This window comes from Nonomuraea sp. NPDC049378 (assembly GCF_055586745.1).
Genome location: NZ_JBVJHP010000026.1, coordinates 100,846 through 125,679, shown reverse-complemented (window position 1 = coordinate 125,679; position 24,834 = coordinate 100,846). Strand labels below are relative to the sequence as shown.

The window sequence follows — 24,834 nt, the reverse complement described above, 5'->3', positions numbered from 1 at the left end:
ACCGGCTGCTCGCCCTCCTCAGCCAGCAACCCCTGCGCGTGCAGCGTCCACTCCGCCTGACCCTCACGCGAGTACAACCCCACCGGGCGGCCACCGGCGTCGTCACACGGACCGGCCACCAGCTGGACATCCACCCCGGCTCCGGCCGGCACCACCAACGGCGCCTGCATCGTCAACTCGACCAGCCGCGCACACCCCAGCTCCAGACCCGCACGCAACGCCAGCTCCACCAGCGCCGCCCCCGGCACCACCACCCGGCCATCCACCTGATGATCAACCAGCCACGACTGCCCATCGAGCGACAACCGGCCCGTGAAGGTATGGGTGTCGGAGTCCGGTGCGGAAATGGCGGCACGAAGCATGGGATGGTCGATGGCGCCCAGCCCGGCCGCGCCCACGTCCTGCGACTCCAGAGCCGCCGGCACCCAGAACCGCTCATGCTGGAAGGCATAGGTCGGCAGGTCCACGAACCGGCCCGAAGCGAGAACCGCTTCCCAGTCCACGCCGATGCCGTGAACATGCAGCCGTCCCAGCGCTTCGACCAGCGCCCGGACCTCGTCCCGGCCCTTACGCACAGCCGGCACGAACACCGCATCCACGCTCTGCTGCGCCAACCCCGTCAGCACCCCATCCGGACCCACCTCCAAGAAATGAGCCGCCCCGCAAGCCGTCACCCCATCCGCGAACCGCACCGCACCACGCACATGCTCGACCCAGTACGAAGGGTCGGTCAGCTGACCAGGCTCAGCCAGACGACCCGTCACGTTCGAAACGACCGGAATCACCGGCTCATGGAAGCCGATCCCGCTGATCGCCTCCGCGAACTCAGCCAGCATCGGCTCCATCAACGGCGAATGAAAAGCGTGCGACACCCGCAACCGGCGCGTCCGCACCAGCGCCTGACCCTCGATCTCCGCGACCGCCGCCTCGTCACCGGACACCACCACCGCAGCCGGACCGTTCACCGCCGCGATCCCCACCCGGTCCTCACGACCAGCCAGCAACGCCAGCACCTGCTCCTCAGGCGCGGCGACGGCCAACATCGCCCCACCAGAAGGCAACGCCTGCATCAACCGCGCCCGAGCCGCCACCAACGTGCAGGCATCCTCCAACGAGAACACCCCCGCCACATGAGCAGCAGCAATCTCCCCGATCGAATGCCCCACCAGCACATCCGCCCGCACACCCAACGAAGCCAGCAACCTGTACAGCGCCACCTCAAAGGCGAACAACGCAGGCTGCGTCATCCCCGTCTCGCTCAACACACCGTCCGGGTCGGCGAACATCACCTCACGCAGCGAATGCGGCAACAACGCCTCGAACCGAGCGCAGATCTCGTCCAACGCCTCCGCGAACACCGGGAAGTGCTCAACCAGCACCGACCCCATCCCGACCCGCTGGCTACCCTGACCCGCGAACAACAACGCCAGCTTCCCGCCAGAACCGCTACCCGAGATCGCAGCAGAGGGATCGTCAGCCAGCGCCCGCAACCCGGCCACCAACTCGTCCCGATCGCCGCCCACCACGACCGCACGCTGCTCCAGCACCGCCCGGCCCGTCGCCAACGACCACGCCACATCTGCCGGGTCCAACTCCGGTCGTGCTGTGATCCACGACGCGAGCCGACCGGCCTGCGCCCGCAACGCCCGCACATCCTTCGCCGACACCAGCCACGGCACCACCGGCGCCTGTCCCACCGGCTCGGGCTCCGGCTCCGCGACCGGGCCCTGCTCGATGATCACGTGAGCGTTCGTGCCACTGATCCCGAACGACGACACAGCGGCCCGGCGAGCGTGCCCGTTCTCCTGCCACGGCTGCGGCTCGGTCAACAGCTTCACCGCACCCGCCGACCAGTCCACATGCGGCGACGGCTCGTCGGCGTGCAGAGTTTGAGGCAGCATGCCGTTGCGCAGCGCCATCACCATCTTGATCACACCGCCCACGCCTGAGGCGGCCTGTGTGTGACCGATGTTGGACTTCAGCGACCCGAGCCACACGGGCCGGTCATCGGGCCGTTCCTGGCCATAGGTCGCCAGCAGTGCCTGGGCCTCGATCGGGTCGCCCAGGGTCGTGCCGGTGCCGTGCGCCTCCACCGCGTCCACGTCAGCCACCGACAGGCCCGCATTCGCCAAAGCCTGCCGGATCACCCGCTGCTGCGACGGACCGTTCGGAGCCGTGATCCCGTTACTCGCACCATCCTGATTGACCGCACTGCCCCGGATAACCGCCAGCACCCGATGACCGTGACGTTCCGCGTCCGACAACCGCTCCACCAGCAGCACACCAACGCCCTCACCCCACCCCGTGCCATCAGCACCAGCCGAAAACGCCTTACACCGCCCATCCGCAGCCAACCCCCGCTGCCGCGAAAACTCGACGAACATCCCCGGCGTCGACATCACCGTCACACCACCGGCCAACGCCAGATCACACTCACCCGACCGCAACGCCTGCGCCGCCCAATGCAACGCCACCAACGACGACGAACACGCCGTATCCACCGTCACCGCCGGGCCCTCCAACCCCAACGTGTACGACACCCGGCCCGACACCAAACTCCCACCACTGGTATTCGCCGGCGTCCCCAACCCATAGTCGTGATACATCACCCCCGCGAACACACCCGTCCGACTCCCCCGCAACCCCACCGGATCAATCCCCGCCCGCTCAACCGCCTCCCACGACGCCTCCAGCAACAACCGCTGCTGCGGATCCATCGCCAACGCCTCACGCGGCGAGATCCCGAAGAACCCCGGATCGAACTCAGCCGCGTCATAGAGGAACCCGCCGTGCCGCGCGTACGAGGTGCCCCGGCTGTCGGGGTCGGGGTTGTAGAGCTTGTCCAGGTCCCAGCCACGGTCGGAGGGGAACTCCCCCACCCCGTCGCGGGCCTGCGCCACCAGCTCCCACAGATCCTCCGGCGACAGCACACCACCCGGATAGCGACACGCCATCCCCACGATCGCGATCGGCTCGTCGACCACCTTCGTGGCGGTCACGGCGGCCTGGGCGGCCTGCCCACCGGCCATCTGGTTGGCCAGGTGGTCGGCGATGGCCTCAGCGGTCGGGTAGTCGAAGATGAGCGTGGCCGGGAGCGGCACGCCGATGGCGGCCGTGAGCTGGTTGCGGAACTCGACGGCCGTCAGGGAGTCGAAGCCGAGCTCCTGGAAGGCGCGGTCGGGCTGCACCGCGTCCGCCGAGGCGTGGCCCAGCACCTTGGCCGCTTCCTTGCGGACGAGTTCCAGCAGCAACATCCTGCCGCGTTCCGCGCCCTCCAGCCCGGCGAGCCGGCGGGCCAGCTTCGATCCGGTCGAGCGGGCCACCTGCCGTACCGACCCGCGTACCAGGCCGCGCAGCAGCGCGGGAAGGCGGGAGCCGCGGCCGGCCAGCGCGCTCGTGTCGATGCGCAGCGGAACCAGCGCCGCCGCGTCCGAGCCCGCTCCGGCGTCGAACAGCGCCAGCCCTTCGTCCACGGTCAACGCCGGCAGGCCCTGGCGCCGCATCCGTCCGAAGTCGGCCTCGCTCAGCGAGCCGCTCATGCCCGCGTCGGTCTCCCACAGCCCGTACGCCAGTGACGTGGCGACCAGCCCCGACGACTGCCGGTGCACCGCGAGGGCGTCGAGGAACACGTTCGCGGCGGCGTAGTTGGCCTGCCCTGCCGCCAGGACGGAACCGCCCGCGGACGAGAACAGCACGAACGCCGACAGGTCCAGGTCACGGGTGAGCTCGTGCAGGTGCCAGGCCGCGTCGGCCTTCGGTCCCAGCACCCGGTGCAGCCGTTCGGCCGACAGCGACCCCACCAGCCCGTTGTCACTGACGCCCGCCGCGTGGACCACGCCGCGCAGCGCGCGCTCCTCGGGGATGGACGCGATCACCGTGGCGAGCGCGTCACGGTCGGCCACGTCGCAGGCCGCCACGTCCACCTCGGCACCCAGCTCCGACAGCTCCGCCACCAGCTCGGTGGCGCCGGGCGCATCGAGCCCGCGCCGGCTGACCAGCAGCAGGTTCCGAACGCCGTGCTCGGCCACCAGGTGACGCGCCACCAGCGCGCCCAGCCCACCGGTCCCGCCGGTCACCAGGACGGTCCCCTCGGGCCCGAACACCGGCTCGCCGGCCGACGTTCCGGCCCTCACCAGCCGCGGAGCCCTGATCTGGCCACCGCGGACCGCGGCCTCCGGCTCTCCGGAGGCCGCCACCCCGGCCAGCGTGTCCCACGACTCGGCGCTGCCGTCCACGTCCACCAGCACGAACCGCCCCGGGTTCTCCGCCTCGGCCGCCCGTACCAGCCCCCACACCGGAGCCGCCGACACGTCAACCCGATCGCCGTCGCCAACGGCCACCCCACCCCGCGTCACCACCACCAGCCGCGACGACGCGAACCGCTCGTCGGCCAGCCATCCCTGCACCGCGCTCAGCACGTCGGCGAGGGTCTCGTGGACGGCGTCGAGGACCTCCGCCTCCGGCGGGGTCACCTCGTACGTGACCGCGTCCGGCACGGCGGCGTCCCCGGCGACCGACGCCAGCTCGGGCAGCTGGGGCTGCTCGGCGGTGTCGGGGGCGGAGACGGGCGTCCACTCCACCCGGAACAGCGACTCGGCGTGGTCATTGCCCGCGGCGGTGAGCTGTTCCGCCGAGACCGGGCGGACGGCGAGCGACTCGACCGACAACACCGGCGCGCCGTCGGCGTCGGCGATGGTCAGGGCGATGGAGGTTTCGCGGAGGCGGGAGATCCGCACCCGTACGCTGCTCGCGCCGGCCGCGTGCAGCCGCGCTCCGGCCCAGGAGAACGGGAGCACGGTCTGCCCGTCCCCGGCGATCAGCTGGGCGTGCATCGCGGCGTCGAGGAGCGCGGGGTGCAGCCCCGACCTGGCCGCGTCGGCGTGCGCCTGCTCGGGCAGCTCGACCTCGGCGAACACGTCCTGGTCCCGCCGCCAGGCGGCCTGCAGCCCCTGGAAGACGGGCCCGTACTCGTACCCCATGCCGAGCAGCAGCTCGTAGGCGCCGGACACGTCGACCGCGTCGGCGCCGGCCGGCGGCCACTGCTCTAGGCCGTCGGCGGGCGCGGTCGCGGCGGCGGACAGCGCGCCGTCGGCGTGCCGGGTCCACGTGCCGGCGGTGTCGCCGTCGGCACGGGAGTGGATGGCGATCGACCGCGCGCCGGAGGCGTCGGCGGCGCCGACGACCACCTGCACCTGGCGCCCGCCGCCGGGGGGCAGCAGCAGCGGCGCCTGCAGGGTGAGCTCCTTGACGAGCGGGCTGCCCACTTCCTGGCCAGCCTGCAGCGCCAGCTCCAGGAACGCCGTCCCGGGGAGCAGGATCGTGCCGTTGACGGCGTGGTCGGCCAGCCACGGCTGGGTGGCCACGGACAGGCGGCCGCTGAAGATGACCGACTCGCCGCCGGCCACTTCGGTCACCGCGCTCAGCAGGGGATGGTCGAAGGCCGCGAGCCCCGCCCCGGCCATGTCGCCGGCGCCGGCGCGCGCGGAGATCCAGTACCGCTGGTGCTGGAAGGCGTAGGTGGGCAGGTCCACGAGCGACGGGCGGGCGGGGGCGAAGAACGCCTCCCAGTCGACGGCCACGCCGCGCACGTGCAGATGGCCCAGGGCCTGCACGAACGCGAGCGGCTCTGCGCGGTCCTTGCGCGTGCTCGGGACGAAGACGCCGTCCTCGGCGCTCTGCTGGGCCAGCGCGGTCAGGGTGGTGTCGGGGCCGACCTCGATCCAGACCTTGGCGCCTGCCGTACGGGCGGCGGCGACGCCGTCGGCGAACCGCACCGCGCCGCGTACGTGCTCGACCCAGTACGACGGGTCGGTCAGCTGGCCGGGCTCGGCCAGGCAACCCGTCACGTTCGAGACGACCGGGATCGCCGGCTCGTGGAAAGTGATGTCGCTGATCGCCTCCGCGAAGTCGGCCAGCATCGGCTCCATCAACGGCGAATGGAACGCATGCGACACCCGCAACCGGCGGGTGCGGACCTGCGCGCGGCTCTCGATCTCGGCGATCGCGGATTCGTCACCGGACACCACCACCGCAGCCGGACCGTTCACCGCCGCGATCCCCACCCGGTCCTCACGACCAGCCAGCAACGGCAGGACCTCAGCCTCCGGGGCAGCCACCGCCAGCATCGCCCCACCAGAAGGCAACGCCTGCATCAACCGCGCACGAGCCGCCACCAACGTGCAGGCATCCTCCAACGAGAACACCCCCGCCACATAAGCAGCAGCGATCTCCCCGATCGAATGCCCCACCAGCACATCCGCCCGCACACCCAACGAAGCCAGCAACCTGTACAGCGCCACCTCAAAGGCGAACAACGCAGGCTGCGTCATCCCCGTCTCGTTCAACACACCCTCGGGATCGGAGAACATCACCTCACGTACGGGATGCGGCAACAGCGGATCGAGCACCCGGCAGATCTCGTCCAGTTCGGCGCCGAACACGGGAAACGCCTCGGCGAGCTCGCGGCCCATGCCGAGCCGCTGGCTGCCCTGGCCGGCGAACAGCAGCGCCACCTTCCCGCCGGAACCGCTTCCGGAGATCGCGCCGGAGGGGTCCTCGGCCAGCGCCTCCAGCCCGGCGAGCAGTTCGGAGCGGTCGGCGCCCACGACCACCGCGCGGTGCTCCAGCACGCTGCGGCCGCCGGCCAGCGTCCAGGCGATCCCGGCCGGGTCGGTCCCGGGGCGCTCGGTGACCCACGAGGCGAGCCGCCGGGCCTGCCCGGCCAGCGCCTCGGGGCTCCTGGCCGAGATGAGCCAGGGCAGCACCGGCAGAGCCCCGTCGTCGCCCGTGGTGATCTCGCTCTCGTCGCCCTGCTCGATGATCACGTGGGCGTTGGTGCCGCTCACGCCGAAGGACGAGACGGCGGCGCGGCGCGGGCGGTCGAGCTCGTCCCACGGGCGGGCCTCGGTCAGCAACTCCACCGCACCCGCCGACCAGTCCACATGCGGCGACGGCTCATCCACATGCAGCGTCTTCGGCAACGTGCCGTGCCGCAGCGCCATCACCATCTTGATCACACCGCCCACACCCGCAGCCGCCTGCGCATGACCGATGTTCGACTTCAACGACCCCAACCACAACGGCCGATCCCGATCCTGACCATAAGCAGCGATCAGCGCCTGCGCCTCGATCGGATCACCCAGCGACGTCCCCGTCCCATGCGCCTCCACCACATCCACCTCAGCCGCCGACAACCCCGCATTCGCCAACGCCTGCCGGATCACCCGCTGCTGCGACGGACCGTTCGGCGCCGTCAACCCATTACTCGCACCGTCCTGATTGATCGCCGAACCACGCACCACCGCCAGCACCCGATGACCGAGCCGCCGCGCATCCGACAACCGCTCCACCAGCAACATCCCGACACCCTCAGCCCACCCCGTGCCATCAGCACCAGCCGAGAACGCCTTACAACGACCATCAGGCGACAGACCCCGCTGCCGCGAGAACTCCACGAACGTCCCGGGCGTCGCCATGATCGTCACGCCGCCGGCCAGCGCCAGCTCGCACTCGCCCGACCGCAGCGCCTGCACCGCGAGGTGCAGCGACACCAGCGACGACGAGCACGCGGTGTCCACGGTCACCGCCGGGCCCTCGAACCCGAACGTGTACGACACGCGCCCGGACGCGATGCTGCCCGAGTTGCCGGTGCCGACCAGCCCTTCCAGCTCCTGGGGCACGGTGGCGGGGGCGTAGTCGTGGTACATCACGCCCGCGAACACGCCGGTCCTGCTGCCCCGCAACCCCGCCGGATCGATCCCGGCCCGCTCCATCGCCTCCCACGAAGCCTCCAGCAACAACCGCTGCTGCGGATCCATCGCCAACGCCTCACGCGGCGAGATCCCGAAGAACGCCGGATCGAACTCCCCCGCCTCGTACAGGAACCCGCCATGCCGCGCATACGTGGTCCCGTGACTGTCCGGATCGGGGTCGTACAGCGCCGCCAGATCCCAGCCCCGGTCCACGGGGAACTCCCCGATCGCGTCCTGGCCGGAGGCCACCAGGTTCCACAGGTCCTCGGGTGAGAGCACCCCGCCGGGGAAACGGCAGGCCATTCCCACGATCGCGATCGGCTCGCGCGCCGCCTCGGCGAGAGAACGGTTCTGCGCACGCAGCCGTTCCGTCTCCTTCAAGGAGGAACGCAGGGCCTCGATGAGCTTGGTGTCGTTCGCAGCCATTCTCGCCTCGTACTCTTCGTGCTACCGAAAGGGGGATCTACGCCTGGGCGGCGGGGATGTTCTCGGTGATCGTCCGCATGACCGCGGCGGCGTGGTCGTTCAGGTAGAAGTGACCGCCGCGGAAGACGTGCAGGTCGAACGCGCCGCTGGTGTGCTCTTTCCAGCGGGCCGCCTCGTCCGTGGTGACATGGGGGTCACGGTCGCCGGTCAGGACGACGATCGGGGCGTCGATTCTGGCGCCGGGCGTGCAGCGGTAGGTCATGATGGCCGTGTAGTCGCCGCGCAGCGACGGCAGGATCATGCTCTGCAGCTCGGGGTCGGCCAGCATGCGCACGTCGGTGCCGCCGAGCCGCCGCACCTCGGCGAGGAGGGCCTGGTCGCCCTCCTTGTGCACGGTCTCGACGCGCACGCACGAGGGGGCGCGCCGGCCGGAGGCGAAGAGCACCCGCGGCGCGAGGTTCCGCTCCATCAGCCTTCTGGCCACCTCGAACGCGACCACGGCGCCCATGCTGTGCCCGAAGAAGGCCATCGGCCGGTCCGCCAGCGGCACGATCTCCGCCGTGACGCGGTCCGCGAGCTCGCCGATGTCGTCGATGCACGGCTCGTGGCGGCGTTCCTGCCGGCCCGGATACTGGATCGCCAGGACGTCGAACCGCGGCGTGAGCTGCTTGGCGACCGGGTGGAAATAGGAGGCCGAGCCGCCCGCGTGCGGGAAGCAGATCAGGCGCGTGGCGCTCTCGCGGCTGTCCGGCGCGGAGAAGAAGCGCCGCACCCACGTTCCGGTTTCGGTGATCACTGGGTTTTCCTTCCGTTGATGTCCGCACTCACCCTGGCGACCAGGAGTTCGGCGCCTGGAATGTGTGCGGCTCGTCCCAGGCGGGCGGGCGGGAGGAGGCGCCCCCGGTCCAGCGCGGGCCGTCCGCCCGCGTCGCCGGCCTGGGCGGCGGGGTGTTCCCCTGCTCCGCGCCCGGCGCGAGGCGGTGCAGCAGTGCCGTCACCACCGCGGCCACCTCCTCCTGGTCCAGCTCGCCGCGTACGAACCTGAACACCGCCCCGTCGCCGCCCATCACATCGGCAGGTTTCCGTGCTTGCGGTACGGGACCTTCGCGGTCTTCGCGCGGAGCATGGCCAGCGACCGCGCCAGCACCGCCCTGGTCTCGGCCGGGTCGATCACGTCGTCGACCAGCCCGCGCTCCGCGGCGTAGTAGGGGTGCATCAGCTCCTGCCGGTACTCCCTGATCAGCCGGGCGCGGGCCGTGTCGGGGTCGTCGGCCGCGGCGATCTCCTTGCGGAACACGACGTTCGCGGCGCCCTCGGCGCCCATGACGGCGATCTCGTTCGTGGGCCAGGCGAAGGACAGGTCCGCTCCGATGGAGCGGGAGTCCATCACGATGTACGCCCCTCCGTACGCCTTGCGCAGGATGACCTGGATGCGCGGGACGGTGGCGTTGCAGTACGCGTACAGCAGCTTGGCCCCGTGCCGGATGATGCCGGCGTGCTCCTGGTCGCGGCCGGGCAGGAAGCCGGGGACGTCGACCAGGGTGACCAGGGGGATGCTGAACCCATCGCAGAACTGCACGAACCTGGCCGCCTTCTCCGAGGCGTTGATGTCCAGCACGCCCGCCAGCGAGGCGGGCTGGTTGGCCACGATGCCGACGACCTGGCCGTCGATCCTGGCCAGGGCGCAGACGACGTTGGTGGCCCACGTGCTGTGCACCTCGAAGAAGTCGCCGTCGTCGGTGACTTCGTGGATGACCTCGCGCATGTCGTACGAGCGGGTCAGCTCGGAGGGCACGATGTCGAGCAGCGCCTCGCACCGCCGGTCCGCCGGGTCGGCGGTGGCCAGGGCGGGCGGCGACTCGCGGTTGTTGGCGGGCAGGAGGGAGAGGAGGTAGCGGACCTCCTCCAGGCAGTCGGCCTCGTTGTCGTAGACGAAGCCCGCCGCGCCCGAGACGGTGCCGTGCACCTGGGCCCCGCCGAGCTCGTCATGGCTGATCTTCTCGCCGGTGACCGCTTCGACCACGTTGGGGCCGGTGATGTACATCTGCGAGATGCCGCTGACCATGAAGGTGAAGTCGGTGAGCGCCGGGGAGTAGGTGGCGCCGCCCGCGCAGGGGCCGAGGATCACGCTGATCTGCGGGATGACCCCGGAGGCCTGCACGTTGCGCTGGAAGATCCCGCCGTAGCCGGCGAGCGCGGTCACGCCCTCCTGGATGCGGGCGCCGGCGCCGTCGCTGAGGCTGACGAGCGGCGCGCCGGTCGTCGTGGCGAGATCCATGAGTTTGTGGATCTTCTGGGCGTGCGCCTCGCCCAGCGAGCCGCCGAAGATGCGGAAGTCGTGCGCGTAGACGAAGACGGTGCGGCCGTGCACCTTGCCCCAGCCGGTGATCACGCCGTCGGTGTAGGGCCGCCGGTCCTCCATGCCGAAGCCGCTGGCGCGGTGCCGGCGCAGCGGCTCGATCTCGGTGAAGGTGCCCGGGTCGAAGAGCAGGTCGAGCCGCTCGTCGACGGTGAGCTTGCCCCTCGCCCGCTGCGGGTCCTTGGCCGGCCGAGCTTCCCCGCCGCGCGCCTGATCCTTGATCATGCCGAGTTCGGCCACCCGCTCCCGCAGGGAGAGAGGCGGTTCCAAGCCGCGTTCTGTGGTCAGAGTCACGTTGCGTATATCCTCTCGGCCTATGAGCGGGATATCAGCGGGCACGCCCTTCGAGCGCGTGCCCGGATGCCCCGCCCCAGTCACGTCTCATTCCAGCCCATGGGCCCGCGACCTAGCTACGGGATTCGCCCCCTAATATCCGCCTGCATTCCCCTACGGAATCCCCTGGACGGCGATCGAGGAGAAACCTGGGCTTTCCAGGGGAGCGCCCGGAATTTTCCCGCGGTGCCGTCGCCACGCTTCAGGGGGGCGATAGGGGTTGCCTGCACGGGAGGGTTCGTGCCCCGCCGCGAGCAGCACGTCTAGTGGGGCATAGGGGTTACCCCACGCTTCGCGCATCGCGAATACTGGTGCCGCTCGGCAACCTGAAATCTCGCCGGTGTGCCCGGCCGGGGCGCACCAGCGCGGCGTGTAAGGAGACACCGGTGGACTTTGGTTTATTCTATTTCGCGGACGGTGTCCGGACCGGATCCGACCAATACCGGCTGCTGCTCGAAGGGGCCAGGTTCGCCGACACCAACGGTTTCTCCGCGGTGTGGACACCCGAGCGGCATTTCCATGAATTCGGCGGCCGTTATCCCAATCCGGCGGTGACCGCGGCGGCCGTCGCCGCGGTGACGGAGAACGTCGCGATCCGCGCGGGAAGCGTCGTGGCCCCGCTGCACCACCCGGCGCGCATCGCCGAGGAATGGGCGGTGGTGGACAACCTTTCCGGCGGCCGGGCCGGCGTCTCGTTCGCGCCCGGCTGGCACGTGGTCGACTTCGCGCTGAGGCCCGAGAACTACGCCGACCGCCGCCAGGTGACGATGGACACCATCGACACGGTGCGGCGGCTGTGGCGGCAGGAGGAGGTGGAGCTGGTCGACGGCGCGGGCGAGTCGGTCAAGCTGCGCACCCATCCGGCGCCGGTCCAGCCGGAGCTGCCGACGTGGCTCACCAGCTCGGGCAACCCGGAGACGTTCCGCCAGGCGGGCGACCTCGGCGTCGGCATCCTCACCCACCTGCTCGGCCAGAGCCTCGACGATCTCGTCCGCAAGGTCGCCGAATACCGCGAGCACCACGCCAGGGCGCACAACGGGGCCGGCCACGTGGCGCTGATGTTGCACACGTTCGTCGGCGAGGACCGCGCCAAGGTGCGGGAGGTGGTGCACGATCCGTTCACCGACTACCTGCGCAGTTCGCTCGGCCTGGTCCTGAAGGCGGCGGAGGAGCTGATGCCGGGCATCGACCCGGACCAGATGGACCCGGAGGACATCGAGTTCCTCCTGGAGGTCTCCTTCGAGCGGTACTTCGAGACGGGCGGCCTGTTCGGCACCGTCGACGACGGCATGGCGCTGTTGAGCTCGCTGGAGAGGATCGGCGTCGACGAGGTGGCCTGCCTCATCGACTTCGTCCCCGACACGGACGCCGTCCTCGACGGCCTGCGTCACCTCGCCCGGCTCAAGCAGCGGTGGGAAGCACGGTGAGCGCGCCGCCGGCCGGCGCCGTCATGATCGACAGCGCGCGGTTGAGACGCGCGCTCGGTCACTACCCGACGGGCGTCGTGGTGGTCGCCGCCCTGGCGGACGGCGAGCCGCACGGTTTCACCGTGAACTCCTTCACCTCCGTCTCCCTCGACCCGCCCATCGTGAGTTTCTGCGCCGCCCACACCTCGACCACGTGGCCGTACATCCGGGCCGCCGGCGCGTTCACCATCAGCATGCTGAGCGCCGGTCAGGAGCGGGTGTGCCAGTCGTTCTCGAAGAAGGGGGCCGACCGGTTCTCCGGGGTCGGCTGGACGGTGAACGGGAGCGGCCATCCGGCGATCACCGGCGCGGTCGCGTGGATCGACTGCATGCTCGACTCCTGCCACCTGGTGGGGGACCACGAACTGATCCTCGCCAGGGTGATCGACCTGACCACCAACGACGCCGCCGGCGACGACCCGCTGGTCTTCCACCGCGGGCGGCTCGGCAGGGTGCTGCTCTGAGAGGCGGAAACGACGAAAGGCGCTCCCCTGCCGGAGAGCGCCTTTCGGGTGGTGCGCCGCCAGGGACTCGGACCCCGGACCCGCTGTTCATCAAGGTTCCCGCAGGCGGGAATTCGGGGCCCGCTGCTGCCCCTGCGCTGGTCGTGCGTGCCGCTACCTTTCCGCCCTCCTGATCGCCGGCTCGCTGTCCAACGCGTCGCGGAGCACCTGGGCCAGATGGGTGCCATGACGGTTGGTGCCCTGGGCGATCTGGGTGCGGCAGGAGAAGCCGTCGGCCAACACCAGGTCCTCCTCACCCGCAGCACGAACCTTGGGATAGAGCGCTCGCTCGGCGCAGGCCTGGGAGACGTCCCAGTGGCCGCGCTCGAAGCCGAAGTTACCTGCCAGACCGCAACATCCCGACGAGACCACATCGGCATCGACGCCGACCCGCGTCAGCACCTCGCGGTCCGCTTCATACGAGCCCTTCGCCTCCTGGTGACAGTGCACCTGCGCCACAGCACGCACATCGAGCCGGCGGAAGGGCCACGGGTCTTCATGTTGAGCGACGAACTCAGCGAACGTCTGCGTCTGCGCCGAGAGTCGCCGAGCCCGCAGGTCCTCAGGCAGTAGTTCGCTGGCCTCGTCACGCAGCATCACCGTGCAGGACGGCTCCAGCCCGATGATTGTCCGTCCAGCGGCCAGGTGCGGCGCGAGGAGGTCGAGGGACCTGGCGAGCATCCGGCGGGCGGCGCCGAGCTGCCCCGTTGAGTGCAAGGTCAGCCCGCAGCAGACGAAGCCGTCTGGAAGCACCACCCTATATCCCAACGCCTCCAGCACTTCCACGGCTGCTTTCCCGACGTCAGGGCTGAGGTAGTTCGTGAAGCTGTCCGGCCACAGCACCACGGTTCCCATTCCCGACGACTCGTGCCGCCGCATCCACTGCGCGAACGACCGCGGCGCGAAGCGGATCAGCTCGCGCCGCGGCTCGATTCCGCCCAGCCGTTTGGCGAACGCCGCGATCGGGCGTCGTGCCAGCACCACGCCGGCGAGCCTGGCGAGCCCGGGCACCGCGGCGATCAGCCTCGCCAGCAGCGGCAGCCAGCCCATCGAGTAGTGCGCGGCCGGCCGTACCCGCCCCGCGTAGTGATGGTGCAGGAACTCCGCTTTGTAGGTGGCCATGTCCACATTGACTGGGCATTCGTCCGCGCACGCCTTGCACGAAAGGCACAGGTCGAGCGCCTCACGCACCTCCTTGGAGCGCCAGCCGCCCGGAACTGACTCCCCGCGCAGCATCTCGGCGAGCACCCGCGCCCGCCCACGCGTGGAGTGCACCTCGTCGCGGGTCGCCTTGAACGACGGGCACATGCTCCCGGAATCCAGTGACCTGCAGGCTCCCACCCCGACGCACCGGTGGACGGCCGCGGCGAACGAGCCGGCGTCCCGGTGCAACGCGTGTACCGGCGTCACCTCCAACGCACCGCGCTCGGGTCCTGGCCGCACGGCTGCATCGATCGGCGCCGGGTCGACCAGCACGCCGGGGTTCAGCGTCGCCCGCGGGTCGAGGAGGTGCTTGAACGCGGCGAAGCAGTCCAGCATCGGCTGCGAGTAGATGACGCCGAGCAACTCCGAGCGCGCCCGCCCGTCCCCGTGCTCACCGGACAGCGAGCCGCCGTGCGCGGCGACGAGCCCGGCGGCGTCGGTGATGAACGACCGGTACGCGGCCAGCCCCTTCTGGGTGTCAAGCGCGAAGTCCACCCGCAGATGCAGGCAGCCCTCCCCGAAGTGGCCGTACGGAACACCGCGGAGCTCGTGCTCGTCCAGCAACGAGGAGAGGTCACGGAGGTAGGCGGCCAGATTGCGGGGCGGCACCGCGGAGTCCTCCCATCCGGGCCATGCCTCGCCCCCGTCGGCGAGCCGGGTGACGATGCCGGCCCCTGCCTCCCTGATCCGCCACAACGCGCGGGCCCGGGCCGGTTCCGTCACCACCAGCGCCGTTGCCCCGCCGGCGAGCCGGGCCAGCGCGTACGCCCGCTCGACGGCCTCGGCGGTGGACGTGCCGCCGGTCTCGCAGTACAGCCAGGCCTGGCCATCGGGAAGATCGGCGCCGGCAACGGCCTTACCCGGCCTTGAACGCAGCGCGGCGAGCAGGTCGGCGCCCATGCCTTCGACGGTCATCGCCCCCGCGGCCGCCAGTTCCGGCGCGACCTCAGCGGCCAGGTAGACGTCGGGGAATCCGAGGACCAGCAGCGCGGATGCGGCCGGGGTCTCCACGAGCCGAACGGTAGCCTCGGTGACCACCCCGCAGGTGCCCTCGCTGCCCACCAGCGCCTTGGCCACGTCGAAGCCGTTTTCCGGCAACAGGTGATGCAGCCCGTAACCCGAGACCTGCCGGCCGAACCGCCCCAGCTCGGTGCGCAGGAGCGCGAGGTTGTCCCGTACCAGCGCGCGCAGCCGCCCGTCCAGATCACCGTCGCCGCTGGTGGTGCCCGCAGCGACGAGCTCGCTGCCGTCGGCGCTGACCATCCGCAGCCCGATGACATTGTCCGCTGTCGTGCCCCAGGCCACCGAGTGCGCACCGCAGGCGTTGTTGCCGATCATTCCGCCGATGGTGCACCGGGAGTGGGTGGACGGGTCGGGGCCGAACGTGAGCCCGTACCGGCCCGCCGCGGCACGCAGATCGTCGAGCACCACCCCCGGCTGCACCCGTGCGGTACGCGTCCCCGCATCGATCTCGAGGATCTTGTCCATCCGCCGGGAGAGGTCGAGCACCACACCGGTTCCGATGGCGTTGCCCGCAACCGAGGTGCCGCCGCCGCGCGCCGTAACGGGGGCTCCGACCGCGCCGGCCAGCCGGACCGCGGTCGCGACGTCCCTCGCCGTGCGCGGTTCGACGACAGCGACGGGCATCTGCCGGTAGATCGAGGCATCGGATCCATACGCCGCCCGCGCTGCCAGACCCGTGCGCACCATGCCGGGCAGTTCCTCCGCCAGTTTCCCGGCCAGCGCCGTCGCGGTGACCGCCATGAAGACCACCTCCAAGTTACATGCAACTGTTGCATGCAACACCTTACAGTGAATGACCTCTAGGATTCGAGGCGACGGCGAGAGGAGAGACGGTGGAGCGGTTGCCCAAGGAGCACACGAAGAGTGAGCGGCTGACCGTCACCGTGCGCGATGCGATCATCAGCGGCGAACTCGCGCCGGGGCGGCTGTACTCCGCGCAGGAGCTCGGTGAGCGGTTCGGCGCCTCTCGGACCCCGGTCCGAGAGGCGCTGCTGAAGCTCGCCGATGCGGGACTGGTGCGCATCGAACGCAACCGTGGTGCGCGCATCCTCACCAGCAATGACCAGGACATCAACGAGGTCTTCACACTCCGGCTGCTCCTGGAGCCGCCGACGGCGGGCCTGGCAGCGCAACGGCAGGACTTCCCCGTGACCGATCTCGACAGCGCACTCGCGGATATGCGCGCCCATCAGGCCGACCGTGAGGCGTTCTTCGCCGCGGACCGCGCCTTCCACGAGGTGATTTTGCGCGCTAGTGGCAACCGGCGCCTGGTCGCGTTCGTCACCGGGCTGCGCGACGCAATTTCCCTGCAGGGTCGCAGGACGGTCCCCGGTGGACGCAGTCCCCTGGAGATACTCGCCGAGCACGAGGCGATCGCCGAAGCGATCCGCGCCGGGGAGCGCGAGGTGGCCACCCGCGCCATGCGTGTCCACCTGCTCAACACCGCCGACCTCCTCCTGGCCGGCGACCACGACAACCTCAGGGAGTGGCTGTCATAGGCGAGACAGGTGCCTTCTCGTAAAGGACGAACACCTCTCCTGGTGAACGGCCGACGATCTCCCCGTAGAGCAACGGGTTCGTGGCGCCCTCCGCGCCGAAGAGGATGACCGTGCTGTCCTCGTCGAGGTATTCAGGATTCAACGGTGTTCCCCTTGCGGTAGCGGCGAGATTCCTGGCGATCGGAGTGCCCGCGCGACCTGGTCGACGGAGGTCCGGCAGTGGGCGTCGCAGATCGGGAAGGGCTCGTGGACAGGCCGGTCCAGCAGCGTCCGCTCGGTGTGCCAGGCGGCGGGCGTCGGCCCCACCTTGGAGGTGTCGCCGGGGATGAGCGGGACACCGGCTCACCCCGGCGACGACCACCGTTCGAGCCCGCTCATACTGAGGAGGGCAGCACCAGCACCGCGAAGGTCACGATCGGGGCGATCACGATCAGTGACAGGCCCCAGCGCATCAAACTGGAGAAGACGTTCGCGCGCTTGCTCTCCTCAGAGTTCGCCACGGCCAGGGCCCCCATCGTCGACAACGGGCTGCAGTCGACCACCGAACTGGACACCGCAAGTGCGACGATGAAGGCCGTCGCGCCGATCTGGTCCGTCAGCAAGAACGGGGTCGCGAGCGGCACCACGACTCCGAGCAGAGCGGTAGTCGAGGCGAACGCGGAGACCACAGAGCCAATGAAAAGGATCACGATGGCGGCCAGCAGCGGGGCGTCGATGTCAGCGATGCCACTACCGAGCCAGTCGATGGTGCCCTGTCCCTGCAGGAGAGCCACGTAGGTGATGATCCCGCAGATCAGCAGAACCGTTGACCAGGCCACCTTCCCGACAGCCGCCTGAGCGGAGCCGGTGAACACCAGCGAGAGCAGCACAGCGATGGTGAGGGCCACGAACCCGACGTCGAGGCCGAACGTCAGGGTCAGGACGACCAGCGCGATGATGCCGACCAGAGTGCAGATCTGCTCGAGACCGAGCCGGCCGGAGCCCTCCAGCGGATCGGGCTCGACATCGGCGGTGCCGCCGGCCGTCACGGTCGCGCCGGGAGACCGGAGCTTCGACTCGGCCCCGGTGGTGCTGTGGACCGGTGCGGTGACGGTTGCGGGAACGGCGCGCTGGGTCAGGAGCTCGCGGCCGCCGAGCGTGATGTACGCGATTGCGGCCAGGATGAGGGTCGTGACGAAGGTGCCCGCGAACAGCAGCAGCGGGCTGGTCGGGAGGCCGGCTCCCGCGCTGAGGCCGTTGACGATGACCCCGTAGATGCCTATGGGCGAGAAGCCGCCGGCAGTGGTGCCCTGGATCACCATCATGCTCATCATCACCGGGTTGATCCGGTGCTTGACGGCGAACTTCAGCGCGATCGGCACGACGATGGCGCAGGCGGCCGGTGCCGCGGCGCCGACGGCGGTGAGGCAGGCCGGGACGGCGAACATGGTCCAGGGCACCAGGCCTGTGCGTCCGCCGACTGCTGCGACGGCCGCTTGCACCAGCCGCTCGACTGTTCCGTTGTAATCGGCGATGGCGAACAGGTAAGTGACGCCGACAAGGATCACGAACATCTCGCCCGGGAAGCCGTCGAGGACCGTCTTGGCCGGGACTGAATAGACGAGACCACCGACGATGAAGGCGCCGACCAGTGCGACGGTGCCCATGTTGACCGAGCGGATTGTGCCCAGCAGAAAGATGACGACGAATGCGCTCAGCGCGATGATCTCAACTGGCACGATGCTCACCGTTCCTGGTGCCCCGGGGCAGGTTGTCTTCACTTTGCCGCGAGCCGTTGAGGGCCGACCCGCGCGGGCTTGTGTTGTTCTCGCCGTGACCAGCGTCGTTGAGTTCGGCCAGGACGCTCGCGGTGTGCTCACCGAGCGCCGGCACGGACGGGACGGGCGAGTTGTCGGTCCGCAGGTTGAACGGGGCCCGGACGGTCGGCGCGAGACCGCCGCTGGTGCGGATCGACATCCAGCGGTCTCGCGCCCGGAGCTGAGGGTGCTCGATCAGGCCACGCAGGTCGTTGACCTCGCCTGAAGGGATTCCAGCTGCGAGCAGCCGTCGCACGGACTCCTCGTGCCCGATGGCGGTCAGGAGCTCTTCCAGGCGCGGCTCGAGGACACCGCGGTTGCGGACGCGGTCGGCGTTGGTGGCGAAATCCGGATGTTCTGTGAGCTCAGGCGCTCCCAACACGTCCTCGCACAGTGCCCGCCAGTGCGATGTCGTCTGAACGGCGAAGTTGACCGACGTCGAAGACCCGGTCCGGTAGAGCCCGTAGGGGATCATCATGTTGTGCCGGGCCCCCTCCCGCCGGGGTGTGCTGTCGGCGTGGATCTGGTGATAGGCGGGCGCCATCATCCATTCGGCGATGCAGTCGAGCATCGAGATCTCGACCAGGCGACCAGCGCCAGTCGTCGACCGCTCGATGAGCGCCGCCTGGACAGCGGCCAGGGCGTACACCGCGGTGCACATGTCCACCACGGAGATGCCGACCTTGGCGAGCTCTTCCTCGGTTCCGGTGACCGACATCAAGCCGGACTCGCCCTGGATGAGCAGGTCGAACGCCTTGCGGTCGGCCATCGGACCGGAGGTGCCGTAGCCGGAGATGGCGCAGTTGACGATCCGCGGGTTGAGCCCGGCCAGGTGCTCGTGGTCGAACCCGAGCCGGCTCATCGCCCCCGGCGCCAGGTTGTGGACCAGAACGTCGGCCTGGCTCACGAGCCGCTCAAAGCTGGCGCTGCCACCATCGGAGCGCAGGTCCAGCACCACGCTGCGCTTGCCGTAGTTCGCCCACGCGAAGTAGGCCGAGTCTCCGTCGACGACCGAGTCGTAGCCACGCGCCAGATCACCGGCGGGTGCCTCGACCTTGACGACATCGGCGCCAAGGTCGGCGAGGTGCCGGGCGCACAGAGGAGCGGCGACGGCATGCCCGACCTCAACCACTCTCACGCCGCGCAGTGGCGGGCCACAGTAGTGAGTGCTGGTTCTTGTCGACGGTGTGACCGTTGGATGTGCTGTCACGCGTGGCTCCACATGGCTCACGAAATGTGTCGCCTGTCACGCTATGGACCTGGGTGGGAACCTACGACGGGCATTACTACGACGTCGGGTGGGCTCCATTGGAACTTCCGCCAACGGACTCGCTGTCACCAGCGGGGACGCACCTACACTCGGTGAGTATCGACAACGGAGGTGAGACGTGCTGCTCTCTGAGCTGCTCATGGCCATCGGCGATGGCCCGCTACGGGCGCGCAGCACGGCGAAGTTCGACCCGGATCTGAACGAAGTGCTGCTCGATGACGGCGCCACCACGATCGGTCCCGGTCAGATCGTCCTTGCCATTCGATCGGGAGCCGAGCAGGACCTCGTCGACCAAGCGGAACGCGCAGGATGCCGTGCGGTAGTCGTGTCCTCGAGCGCGCAGGTGGAGCCTCGCCCCAACGTCGTGGTGCTCGACTCCGACATCGCGTGGACGCCGCTGTTCGTGCTGCTCCGGACGATGCTGCTGGCATCACATGACGAGGCGAGCGACGCCACGGGTCCCAGTTCGGTCCACGGCCTCGCCGATGCGGTGGCCGTCATGGTCGGCGGCTCTGTCGTGCTCTACGACCGCGCCCACCGGGTTATCGCCTATTCGGTTCAGGGCCACGAGATCGACCACGTTCGCCGTGACGCGATTCTCGGCCGCCGCACGCCTGACCAGTGGATCAGACGCTTCACGATCGACCGTACGGCCTACCAGACCTACTCCGAACCCGGCCGCGTGGTGAGGGTCGCCGACTACCAGGACCTGCACACGCGGTTGCGCATCGCCGTGCACACCGGCGACGAAGTCATAGGCGAGATCTCCGTCGCGGAGGGCGCCACACCATTTCCTCCGCATGCAGAGGAGGCCCTGCGACGAGCCGCACGACTGGCAGTGCCTGTGGTGCTGCGACACCACCGCGCACAGGACGCTGAGAGAATCACACGCGAACGAACCGTGCGAACGCTGCTGCGCGAGGGCGCGCTACCCGCGCCCATGTTGTCCGGCGAGGGGTCGAAGGTCGCGCGCGAGCTGTTCGTCCTCGGTTTCGGACTCGACCAGGGGCCCGGGAGCGCAGACGTTCCCCCAGATGAGCAGGTCAGCGAACGGTTCGTCCACTTCCTCTCTCTGCACCTGGGCGCGATCGACGCCTCTTCGCTGGTTGCACCGCTCGACGGCGCATACTGGGCTGTCGTGTCGGCTGGCGTCACCACCCATGGGCGCCTGGTCAAGAGCGCTCAGCTGGCTCTCGGACAGCTGGCCCGGATGGGAGTACGCGCGAACGCGGCCATCGGGCCCCTCGCCGCGACGCCAGAGACGGTGCCGGCGACCAAGCGGATCGTCGAGGACCTGCTGGCAATCGCGCGCTCCGAAGGCAGCAGCGGCCGGATGATGACCCCCGAGACGAGCTGGGCCGGGCTCGTGCTCGTCGCCGCCTGCCGCGGCCTCAATGAGAACAACGTTGTGCCGCGAGGACCCATCGACGCCCTGGTCGCATACGACCAACGCCACGACTCCAACCTGGTCGAGACCCTTGCGACCTTCCTCGACGAGTTCGGATCGATATCAGCCGCCGCATCACGGTTGTACCTGCACCCGAACACACTCAGGCATCGCGTTCAAAGGATCGCCGAGGTGTCCGGCCTCGATCTGAACGACGCCAATGAGCGCCTCGCCGCAGCGATCCTGCTGCGTAGCGCTCACGTGAGCGAATCGCAAGCTGTCTGAGACCACGCATGCGAGCCGAACCACTGTTGATCAACGATTGAGCTTCGTCATCGAGACGCCGGTCATGGGCGTTGTTCCATCGGTTCACTGCGGCGTCGTGCACATGGCCGACTGGCGTGATGGCGGTCCACTGGATGCTCCTATTGATGTCAAGCACTGGGTTCATGATCAGTTCTGGTGATGACCCGATAGAGCTCGCGGGCGATGTAGCGCTTGAGGCAGCGGATGATCTCTTTCTTGGACAGGCCGTCTTGGGTGCGTCGTTCCATGTAGGCGCGGGTGCGTGGGTCCCAGCGCAGGCGGACCAGGGCGATGCGGTAGAGGGCGGCGTTGGCTTGGCGGTCGCCGCCGCGGTTGAGGCGGTGGCGGTGGGTTTTGCCGGACGATGCGGGGATCGGGGCGACGCCGCAGAGCATGGCGAAGGCGGCTTCTGAGTCGAGCCGGTCGTGGTTTTCGCCGGCGGTGACCAGGAGCTGGCCGGCGGTGTCGGGGCCGAGGCCGTGGACGGCGAGCAGGGCGGGGTTGATGGCGGCCACGAGGGGTTCCAGCAGTTCGTCGAGGTTGTTGATCTCGGTGGTGAGCTGCTGGTGGCGGCGGGCCAGGGATCGCAGGGCGATCATCGTCGCGGTGGCCGGGTCGCCGGCGTGGGCGGGGTCGGGGCGCAGCGCGGCGCAGGTGGCGATGAGCTTCTTGGCGGACAGGCCGCGCAGTTGGGTGCGCAGGTCGTCGGAGGCGGTGATGATCAGGGCTTTGATCTGGCGCTGGGCGCCGGCACGCTGGTCGACGGCCGAGCGGCGGGCGATGCGCAGGCAGCGCAGGGCTTCCACCCGGCCGTCGCGCTGTTTGGGTGTGCCGGTCCGGTCGCCGGCCAGCGCGGTCTTGGCCGCTTGGATCGCGTCGATCGGGTCGGACTTGCCCTGGAAACGTCGAGTTTTGCGGTCGGGCCGGTCGACTTCGGTCAGGTTCATCTCCTGGCGGCGCAGGTAGCGGGCCAGCCCGGCACCGTAGGCGCCGGTTCCTTCGATGCCCACGACCGTCACGGTGCCGAACGACCGCATCCAGGTGAGCAGCATGCTGTAGCCGGTGGTGTCGGCGGGGAATTGCTCGGTGCCCAGCACGCGGCCAACGTGGTCGATCACGGCTGCGGTGTGCGTGTCCTGATGGGTGTCAACGCCGCCGGCGACTTCGTCGATCGCGGTGGTGTCGGGTGTAATGGAGGGCATCGTCGTCCTGTGCTCTTGACCGGTGGGCAGGGCGGCACGCACCGGCCGGGCAGGGCGGACAAGACAGAGAAGGGGCCTCTGGCCAGGCTCCTATGAGGTCACAACGCCACGTCCGGTGGGTGCAGGCGAGCACTTCCCGCTCAGACCGACAGATCCCGTTGAAGACCCGAGGTCAGTCAGAGGGTGGGTCAGGACTGGCGGGAGGTGCTCCCCTACATCATCTCTGTCAGCGGGTGACATGCCGCTCCTGGCGCGGACCTGAGACTCCGTAGCCAGGAGCGCTATGGCACGCGCGGCAGTCAGATCTCCACCGTGGTCTTCAGCAGGGCGGCGAGTTCGGCCATGTCGGAGACGGTGACGTCGGCGGAGTAGCGTCCGTTGCCGAACGGGCGCTTGCGGCGGTCGACGAACGCCGACCGGAGGCCGGCCGCCTTCGCGCCGATGCAATCGAATGCGTGGTTGGCCACGAACAGGATGTCGTGGCGTCCGAGTCCGACGAGCGCGGCCGCGGTGTGGTAGGTCGTGCGGTGAGGCTTGAACGAGTCGGCCTCGGCGACGGACATGACGCGGTCCCACAGATCGGCGGTGCCCGAGTAGGGAACGCCCGCTGCGAGCATGTCCGGGTCCCCATTGGAGAGGATGTACAGCTTGAGCCCGTGCTCCTTCATCTCGGTGAGCGCCTGGACGACGTCCGGGAATGGGTCGAGTCGCGTTATCTCGTCGACGAGTTCGCGCACCTCGTCGTCGGTGTGCTCGATGCCCGCTCGCTCGAGGGTGTAGTCGACGGCCTCGAACCCGATCTGACGGTACGGCGTGTGGTCGCGATGCAGCAGAGCGTCGATCATCGAGTTTTCGAAGTGAGTCCTGCGCCACCAGGTGACCAGGCGCCCAGGCGGGTTCTTCGTGTAACCCTTGCGTTCCAGGTACGGGGCGACCGCGCGGGTCAGGCTTCCCTGCATGTCGACGACAGTGCCGTAGAAGTCGAACATGACGGCCTTCACGTCGCGGATGTCTTCAATGCTCACAGAAACTCCTCGGATGTGCGTACGTGCTGCACACCGACGCTAGAAGGGTGGGATCGGTGGACGCATTGGACGATTCCTAATGATCGAGCAAGAGTTGTGGTGCGATGTTCCATGGGCTGGGGCGGCAGATGGTTGCAACGTTGACTCATGCCCCTACGCCTGAGTCATGTCGATGTTCTCCGCTCGGTTCGCCGCGACGTTGCCGAGAGCGCGGAGACCGGCGCGCCGCCGTTGGGGCACCTCGCGGGACTCCATCGGGTGCCGACCCAGGACGGCTCCTACGCGCTCGCCTTCGACCTGGAGCGGCCCCTGATGGCTGGCGGGCCGGGCCTCTTGGAGATCGCCATGCTGACCGACCTCGCGTTGGGTGGCGCCATCCGCAACCAGGTCGGTCGAGCGCTGCCGATGCCGACGATCTCGATGACCCTCCAGCTCGCTCCGGGACGAGCCGCGCAGGTGGCAGCGGCCGACAGCGAATGCACGGGACGACTCGATCGCACCGCAACTGCACGCTCCCAGCTCAAGACCGCGGCCGGAGAGATCGTCGGCGACGCGCAGGGCGTCTTCGCGCTTCCGGCGATGCCGTACGACGGTCCCGAGCGAGCCATGCCTTGGGACTGCCTGCCAGGAGACGACGCGGCGGACACTGGGGGCGGCACCGCAGATGATCTGACGTCGTGGACGCCGGGGACCACCGATGCGGCGCTGGTCGACCGGATCGTCGAGCACGCGTCCCGGACTCCGAGGTGCGCGTGGGGAACGGCGCACGTCGAGCAGCAACTCACGTCCAACGGCGAGAACATCGCGCTGACGCCGACCGAGCCCATGGCGAACCGACTCGGTCACGTTCAGGGCGGCGCTCTCTTCACCGCTGCCGTGCTCGCGGCCGCGCGGCGAGGTGAATTTCCGGTCGACTCGCTTGTGACGGGCACGATCGAGTTCATCGATGCGGTAAGGCTGGACGACCAGATCCTTACCCAGGTGTCGGTCCTGCGAGCAAGCGGGCGTTCCTTGTTCGCGAGCGTCTTGGTGGATCAAGGTGAGCGCCGCTGCTGCCACGTCACGACCGTGTTCCGGCGCGACTACGCCATCTCTTGATCTCCGCCTCGCGTAAGACAGGCCGAGAACCGAGAAGCCCCAGACCAAAAGCATGGCCTGGGGCTTCCACCGGGTGCGCCGCCAGGGACTCGAACCCCGGACCCGCTGATTAAGAGTCAGCTGCTCTGACCAACTGAGCTAGCGGCGCAACAGGTGTAACTGTATCAGCCGCCGAACGGTACCCGCA

Annotated in this window: 15 protein-coding genes and 1 tRNA gene; 5 read left to right on the top strand and 11 right to left on the bottom strand. The window is 69.4% G+C overall.

Features of this window, described 5'->3' with window-relative positions; translation table 11 throughout:
* The 4 genes from ACZ6SA_RS41635 to ACZ6SA_RS41620 all read right to left on the bottom strand — a co-directional run.
* A partial coding sequence (locus tag ACZ6SA_RS41635) for a type I polyketide synthase (protein WP_465834512.1) occupies positions 1 to 8,177 on the bottom strand: 8,177 nt, incomplete at its 3' end.
* Positions 8,178 to 8,214: 37 nt separating this feature from the next.
* Positions 8,215 to 8,973 (bottom strand): thioesterase II family protein, encoded by a 759-nt coding sequence (locus tag ACZ6SA_RS41630; RefSeq protein ID WP_347645182.1) that lies wholly within the window; start codon positions 8,971 to 8,973, stop codon positions 8,215 to 8,217.
* Between the two features lie 28 nt (positions 8,974 to 9,001).
* On the bottom strand, positions 9,002 to 9,244 hold the full coding sequence (locus tag ACZ6SA_RS41625) for an acyl-CoA carboxylase subunit epsilon (RefSeq protein WP_465834519.1): 243 nt from the start codon (positions 9,242 to 9,244) through the stop codon (positions 9,002 to 9,004).
* Positions 9,244 to 10,761 (bottom strand): acyl-CoA carboxylase subunit beta, encoded by a 1,518-nt coding sequence (locus ACZ6SA_RS41620; protein ID WP_347645540.1) that lies wholly within the window; start codon positions 10,759 to 10,761, stop codon positions 9,244 to 9,246. The genes ACZ6SA_RS41625 and ACZ6SA_RS41620 overlap by 1 nt, the downstream gene beginning before the upstream one ends.
* 494 nt (positions 10,762 to 11,255) lie before the next feature.
* On the opposite strand from ACZ6SA_RS41620, the gene ACZ6SA_RS41615 reads away from it, so the two are divergent.
* Positions 11,256 to 12,296: a MupA/Atu3671 family FMN-dependent luciferase-like monooxygenase gene (locus tag ACZ6SA_RS41615; RefSeq protein ID WP_465834509.1), complete on the top strand. Its 1,041-nt coding sequence runs from the start codon at positions 11,256 to 11,258 to the stop codon at positions 12,294 to 12,296.
* Positions 12,293 to 12,799 (top strand): flavin reductase family protein, encoded by a 507-nt coding sequence (locus ACZ6SA_RS41610; RefSeq protein WP_347645187.1) that lies wholly within the window; start codon positions 12,293 to 12,295, stop codon positions 12,797 to 12,799. The genes ACZ6SA_RS41615 and ACZ6SA_RS41610 overlap by 4 nt, the downstream gene beginning before the upstream one ends.
* A 153-nt stretch (positions 12,800 to 12,952) precedes the next feature.
* Here the strand turns inward: ACZ6SA_RS41610 and ACZ6SA_RS41605 are convergent, their stop codons facing one another.
* Positions 12,953 to 15,805, bottom strand: a complete 2,853-nt coding sequence (locus ACZ6SA_RS41605) for an FAD-binding and (Fe-S)-binding domain-containing protein (RefSeq protein ID WP_465834507.1) — start codon at positions 15,803 to 15,805, stop codon at positions 12,953 to 12,955.
* A gap of 92 nt (positions 15,806 to 15,897) precedes the next feature.
* On the opposite strand from ACZ6SA_RS41605, the gene ACZ6SA_RS41600 reads away from it, so the two are divergent.
* A complete protein-coding gene (locus tag ACZ6SA_RS41600; protein WP_465834505.1) occupies positions 15,898 to 16,563 on the top strand; it encodes a GntR family transcriptional regulator in 666 nt (221 codons plus the stop codon).
* On the opposite strand, the gene ACZ6SA_RS41595 is transcribed toward ACZ6SA_RS41600, so the two are convergent.
* From ACZ6SA_RS41595 to ACZ6SA_RS41585, 3 genes are all read right to left on the bottom strand, one after another.
* Positions 16,544 to 16,705 (bottom strand): hypothetical protein, encoded by a 162-nt coding sequence (locus ACZ6SA_RS41595; RefSeq protein ID WP_465834503.1) that lies wholly within the window; start codon positions 16,703 to 16,705, stop codon positions 16,544 to 16,546. The two genes, ACZ6SA_RS41600 and ACZ6SA_RS41595, sit on opposite strands and share 20 nt — an antisense overlap.
* Positions 16,706 to 16,937: 232 nt before the next feature.
* A complete protein-coding gene (locus ACZ6SA_RS41590; RefSeq protein ID WP_347645193.1) occupies positions 16,938 to 18,290 on the bottom strand; it encodes an SLC13 family permease in 1,353 nt (450 codons plus the stop codon).
* On the bottom strand, positions 18,271 to 19,497 hold the full coding sequence (locus tag ACZ6SA_RS41585; RefSeq protein WP_465834501.1) for a CaiB/BaiF CoA transferase family protein: 1,227 nt from the start codon (positions 19,495 to 19,497) through the stop codon (positions 18,271 to 18,273). The genes ACZ6SA_RS41590 and ACZ6SA_RS41585 overlap by 20 nt, the downstream gene beginning before the upstream one ends.
* Positions 19,498 to 19,747: 250 nt before the next feature.
* Between ACZ6SA_RS41585 and ACZ6SA_RS41580 the strand changes: the two genes are divergently transcribed.
* Entirely contained in the window at positions 19,748 to 21,301 is a 1,554-nt protein-coding gene (locus tag ACZ6SA_RS41580; RefSeq protein WP_347645195.1) for a PucR family transcriptional regulator, read from the top strand.
* Between the two features lie 149 nt (positions 21,302 to 21,450).
* On the opposite strand, the gene ACZ6SA_RS41575 is transcribed toward ACZ6SA_RS41580, so the two are convergent.
* A complete protein-coding gene (locus ACZ6SA_RS41575) occupies positions 21,451 to 22,524 on the bottom strand; it encodes an IS110 family RNA-guided transposase (protein WP_465834499.1) in 1,074 nt (357 codons plus the stop codon).
* A 299-nt stretch (positions 22,525 to 22,823) separates the two neighbouring features.
* The gene (locus ACZ6SA_RS41570; protein WP_347645197.1) at positions 22,824 to 23,549 is read right to left on the bottom strand and encodes a haloacid dehalogenase type II; all 726 of its coding nucleotides are present in this window, start codon (positions 23,547 to 23,549) and stop codon (positions 22,824 to 22,826) included.
* Positions 23,550 to 23,696: 147 nt separating this feature from the next.
* Between ACZ6SA_RS41570 and ACZ6SA_RS41565 the strand changes: the two genes are divergently transcribed.
* Positions 23,697 to 24,647, top strand: a complete 951-nt coding sequence (locus ACZ6SA_RS41565) for a PaaI family thioesterase (RefSeq protein ID WP_465834497.1) — start codon at positions 23,697 to 23,699, stop codon at positions 24,645 to 24,647.
* Between the two features lie 74 nt (positions 24,648 to 24,721).
* On the opposite strand, the gene ACZ6SA_RS41560 is transcribed toward ACZ6SA_RS41565, so the two are convergent.
* A tRNA-Lys gene (locus tag ACZ6SA_RS41560) sits at positions 24,722 to 24,795 on the bottom strand.
* Positions 24,796 to 24,834: the final 39 nt, after the last annotated feature.

What these genes read in the sequence shown, in the direction of transcription:
- ACZ6SA_RS41625 (WP_465834519.1), bottom strand. Translation starts at nt 9,244, where the DNA reads ATGGGCGGCGACGGGGCGGTGTTCAGGTTCGTACGCGGCGAGCTGGAC.
- ACZ6SA_RS41620 (WP_347645540.1), bottom strand. Translation starts at nt 10,761, where the DNA reads ATGATCAAGGATCAGGCGCGCGGCGGGGAAGCTCGGCCGGCCAAGGAC.
- ACZ6SA_RS41605 (WP_465834507.1), bottom strand. Translation starts at nt 15,805, where the DNA reads ATGGCGGTCACCGCGACGGCGCTGGCCGGGAAACTGGCGGAGGAACTG.
- ACZ6SA_RS41565 (WP_465834497.1), top strand. Translation starts at nt 23,697, where the DNA reads ATGCCCCTACGCCTGAGTCATGTCGATGTTCTCCGCTCGGTTCGCCGC.
- ACZ6SA_RS41575 (WP_465834499.1), bottom strand. Translation starts at nt 22,524, where the DNA reads ATGCCCTCCATTACACCCGACACCACCGCGATCGACGAAGTCGCCGGC.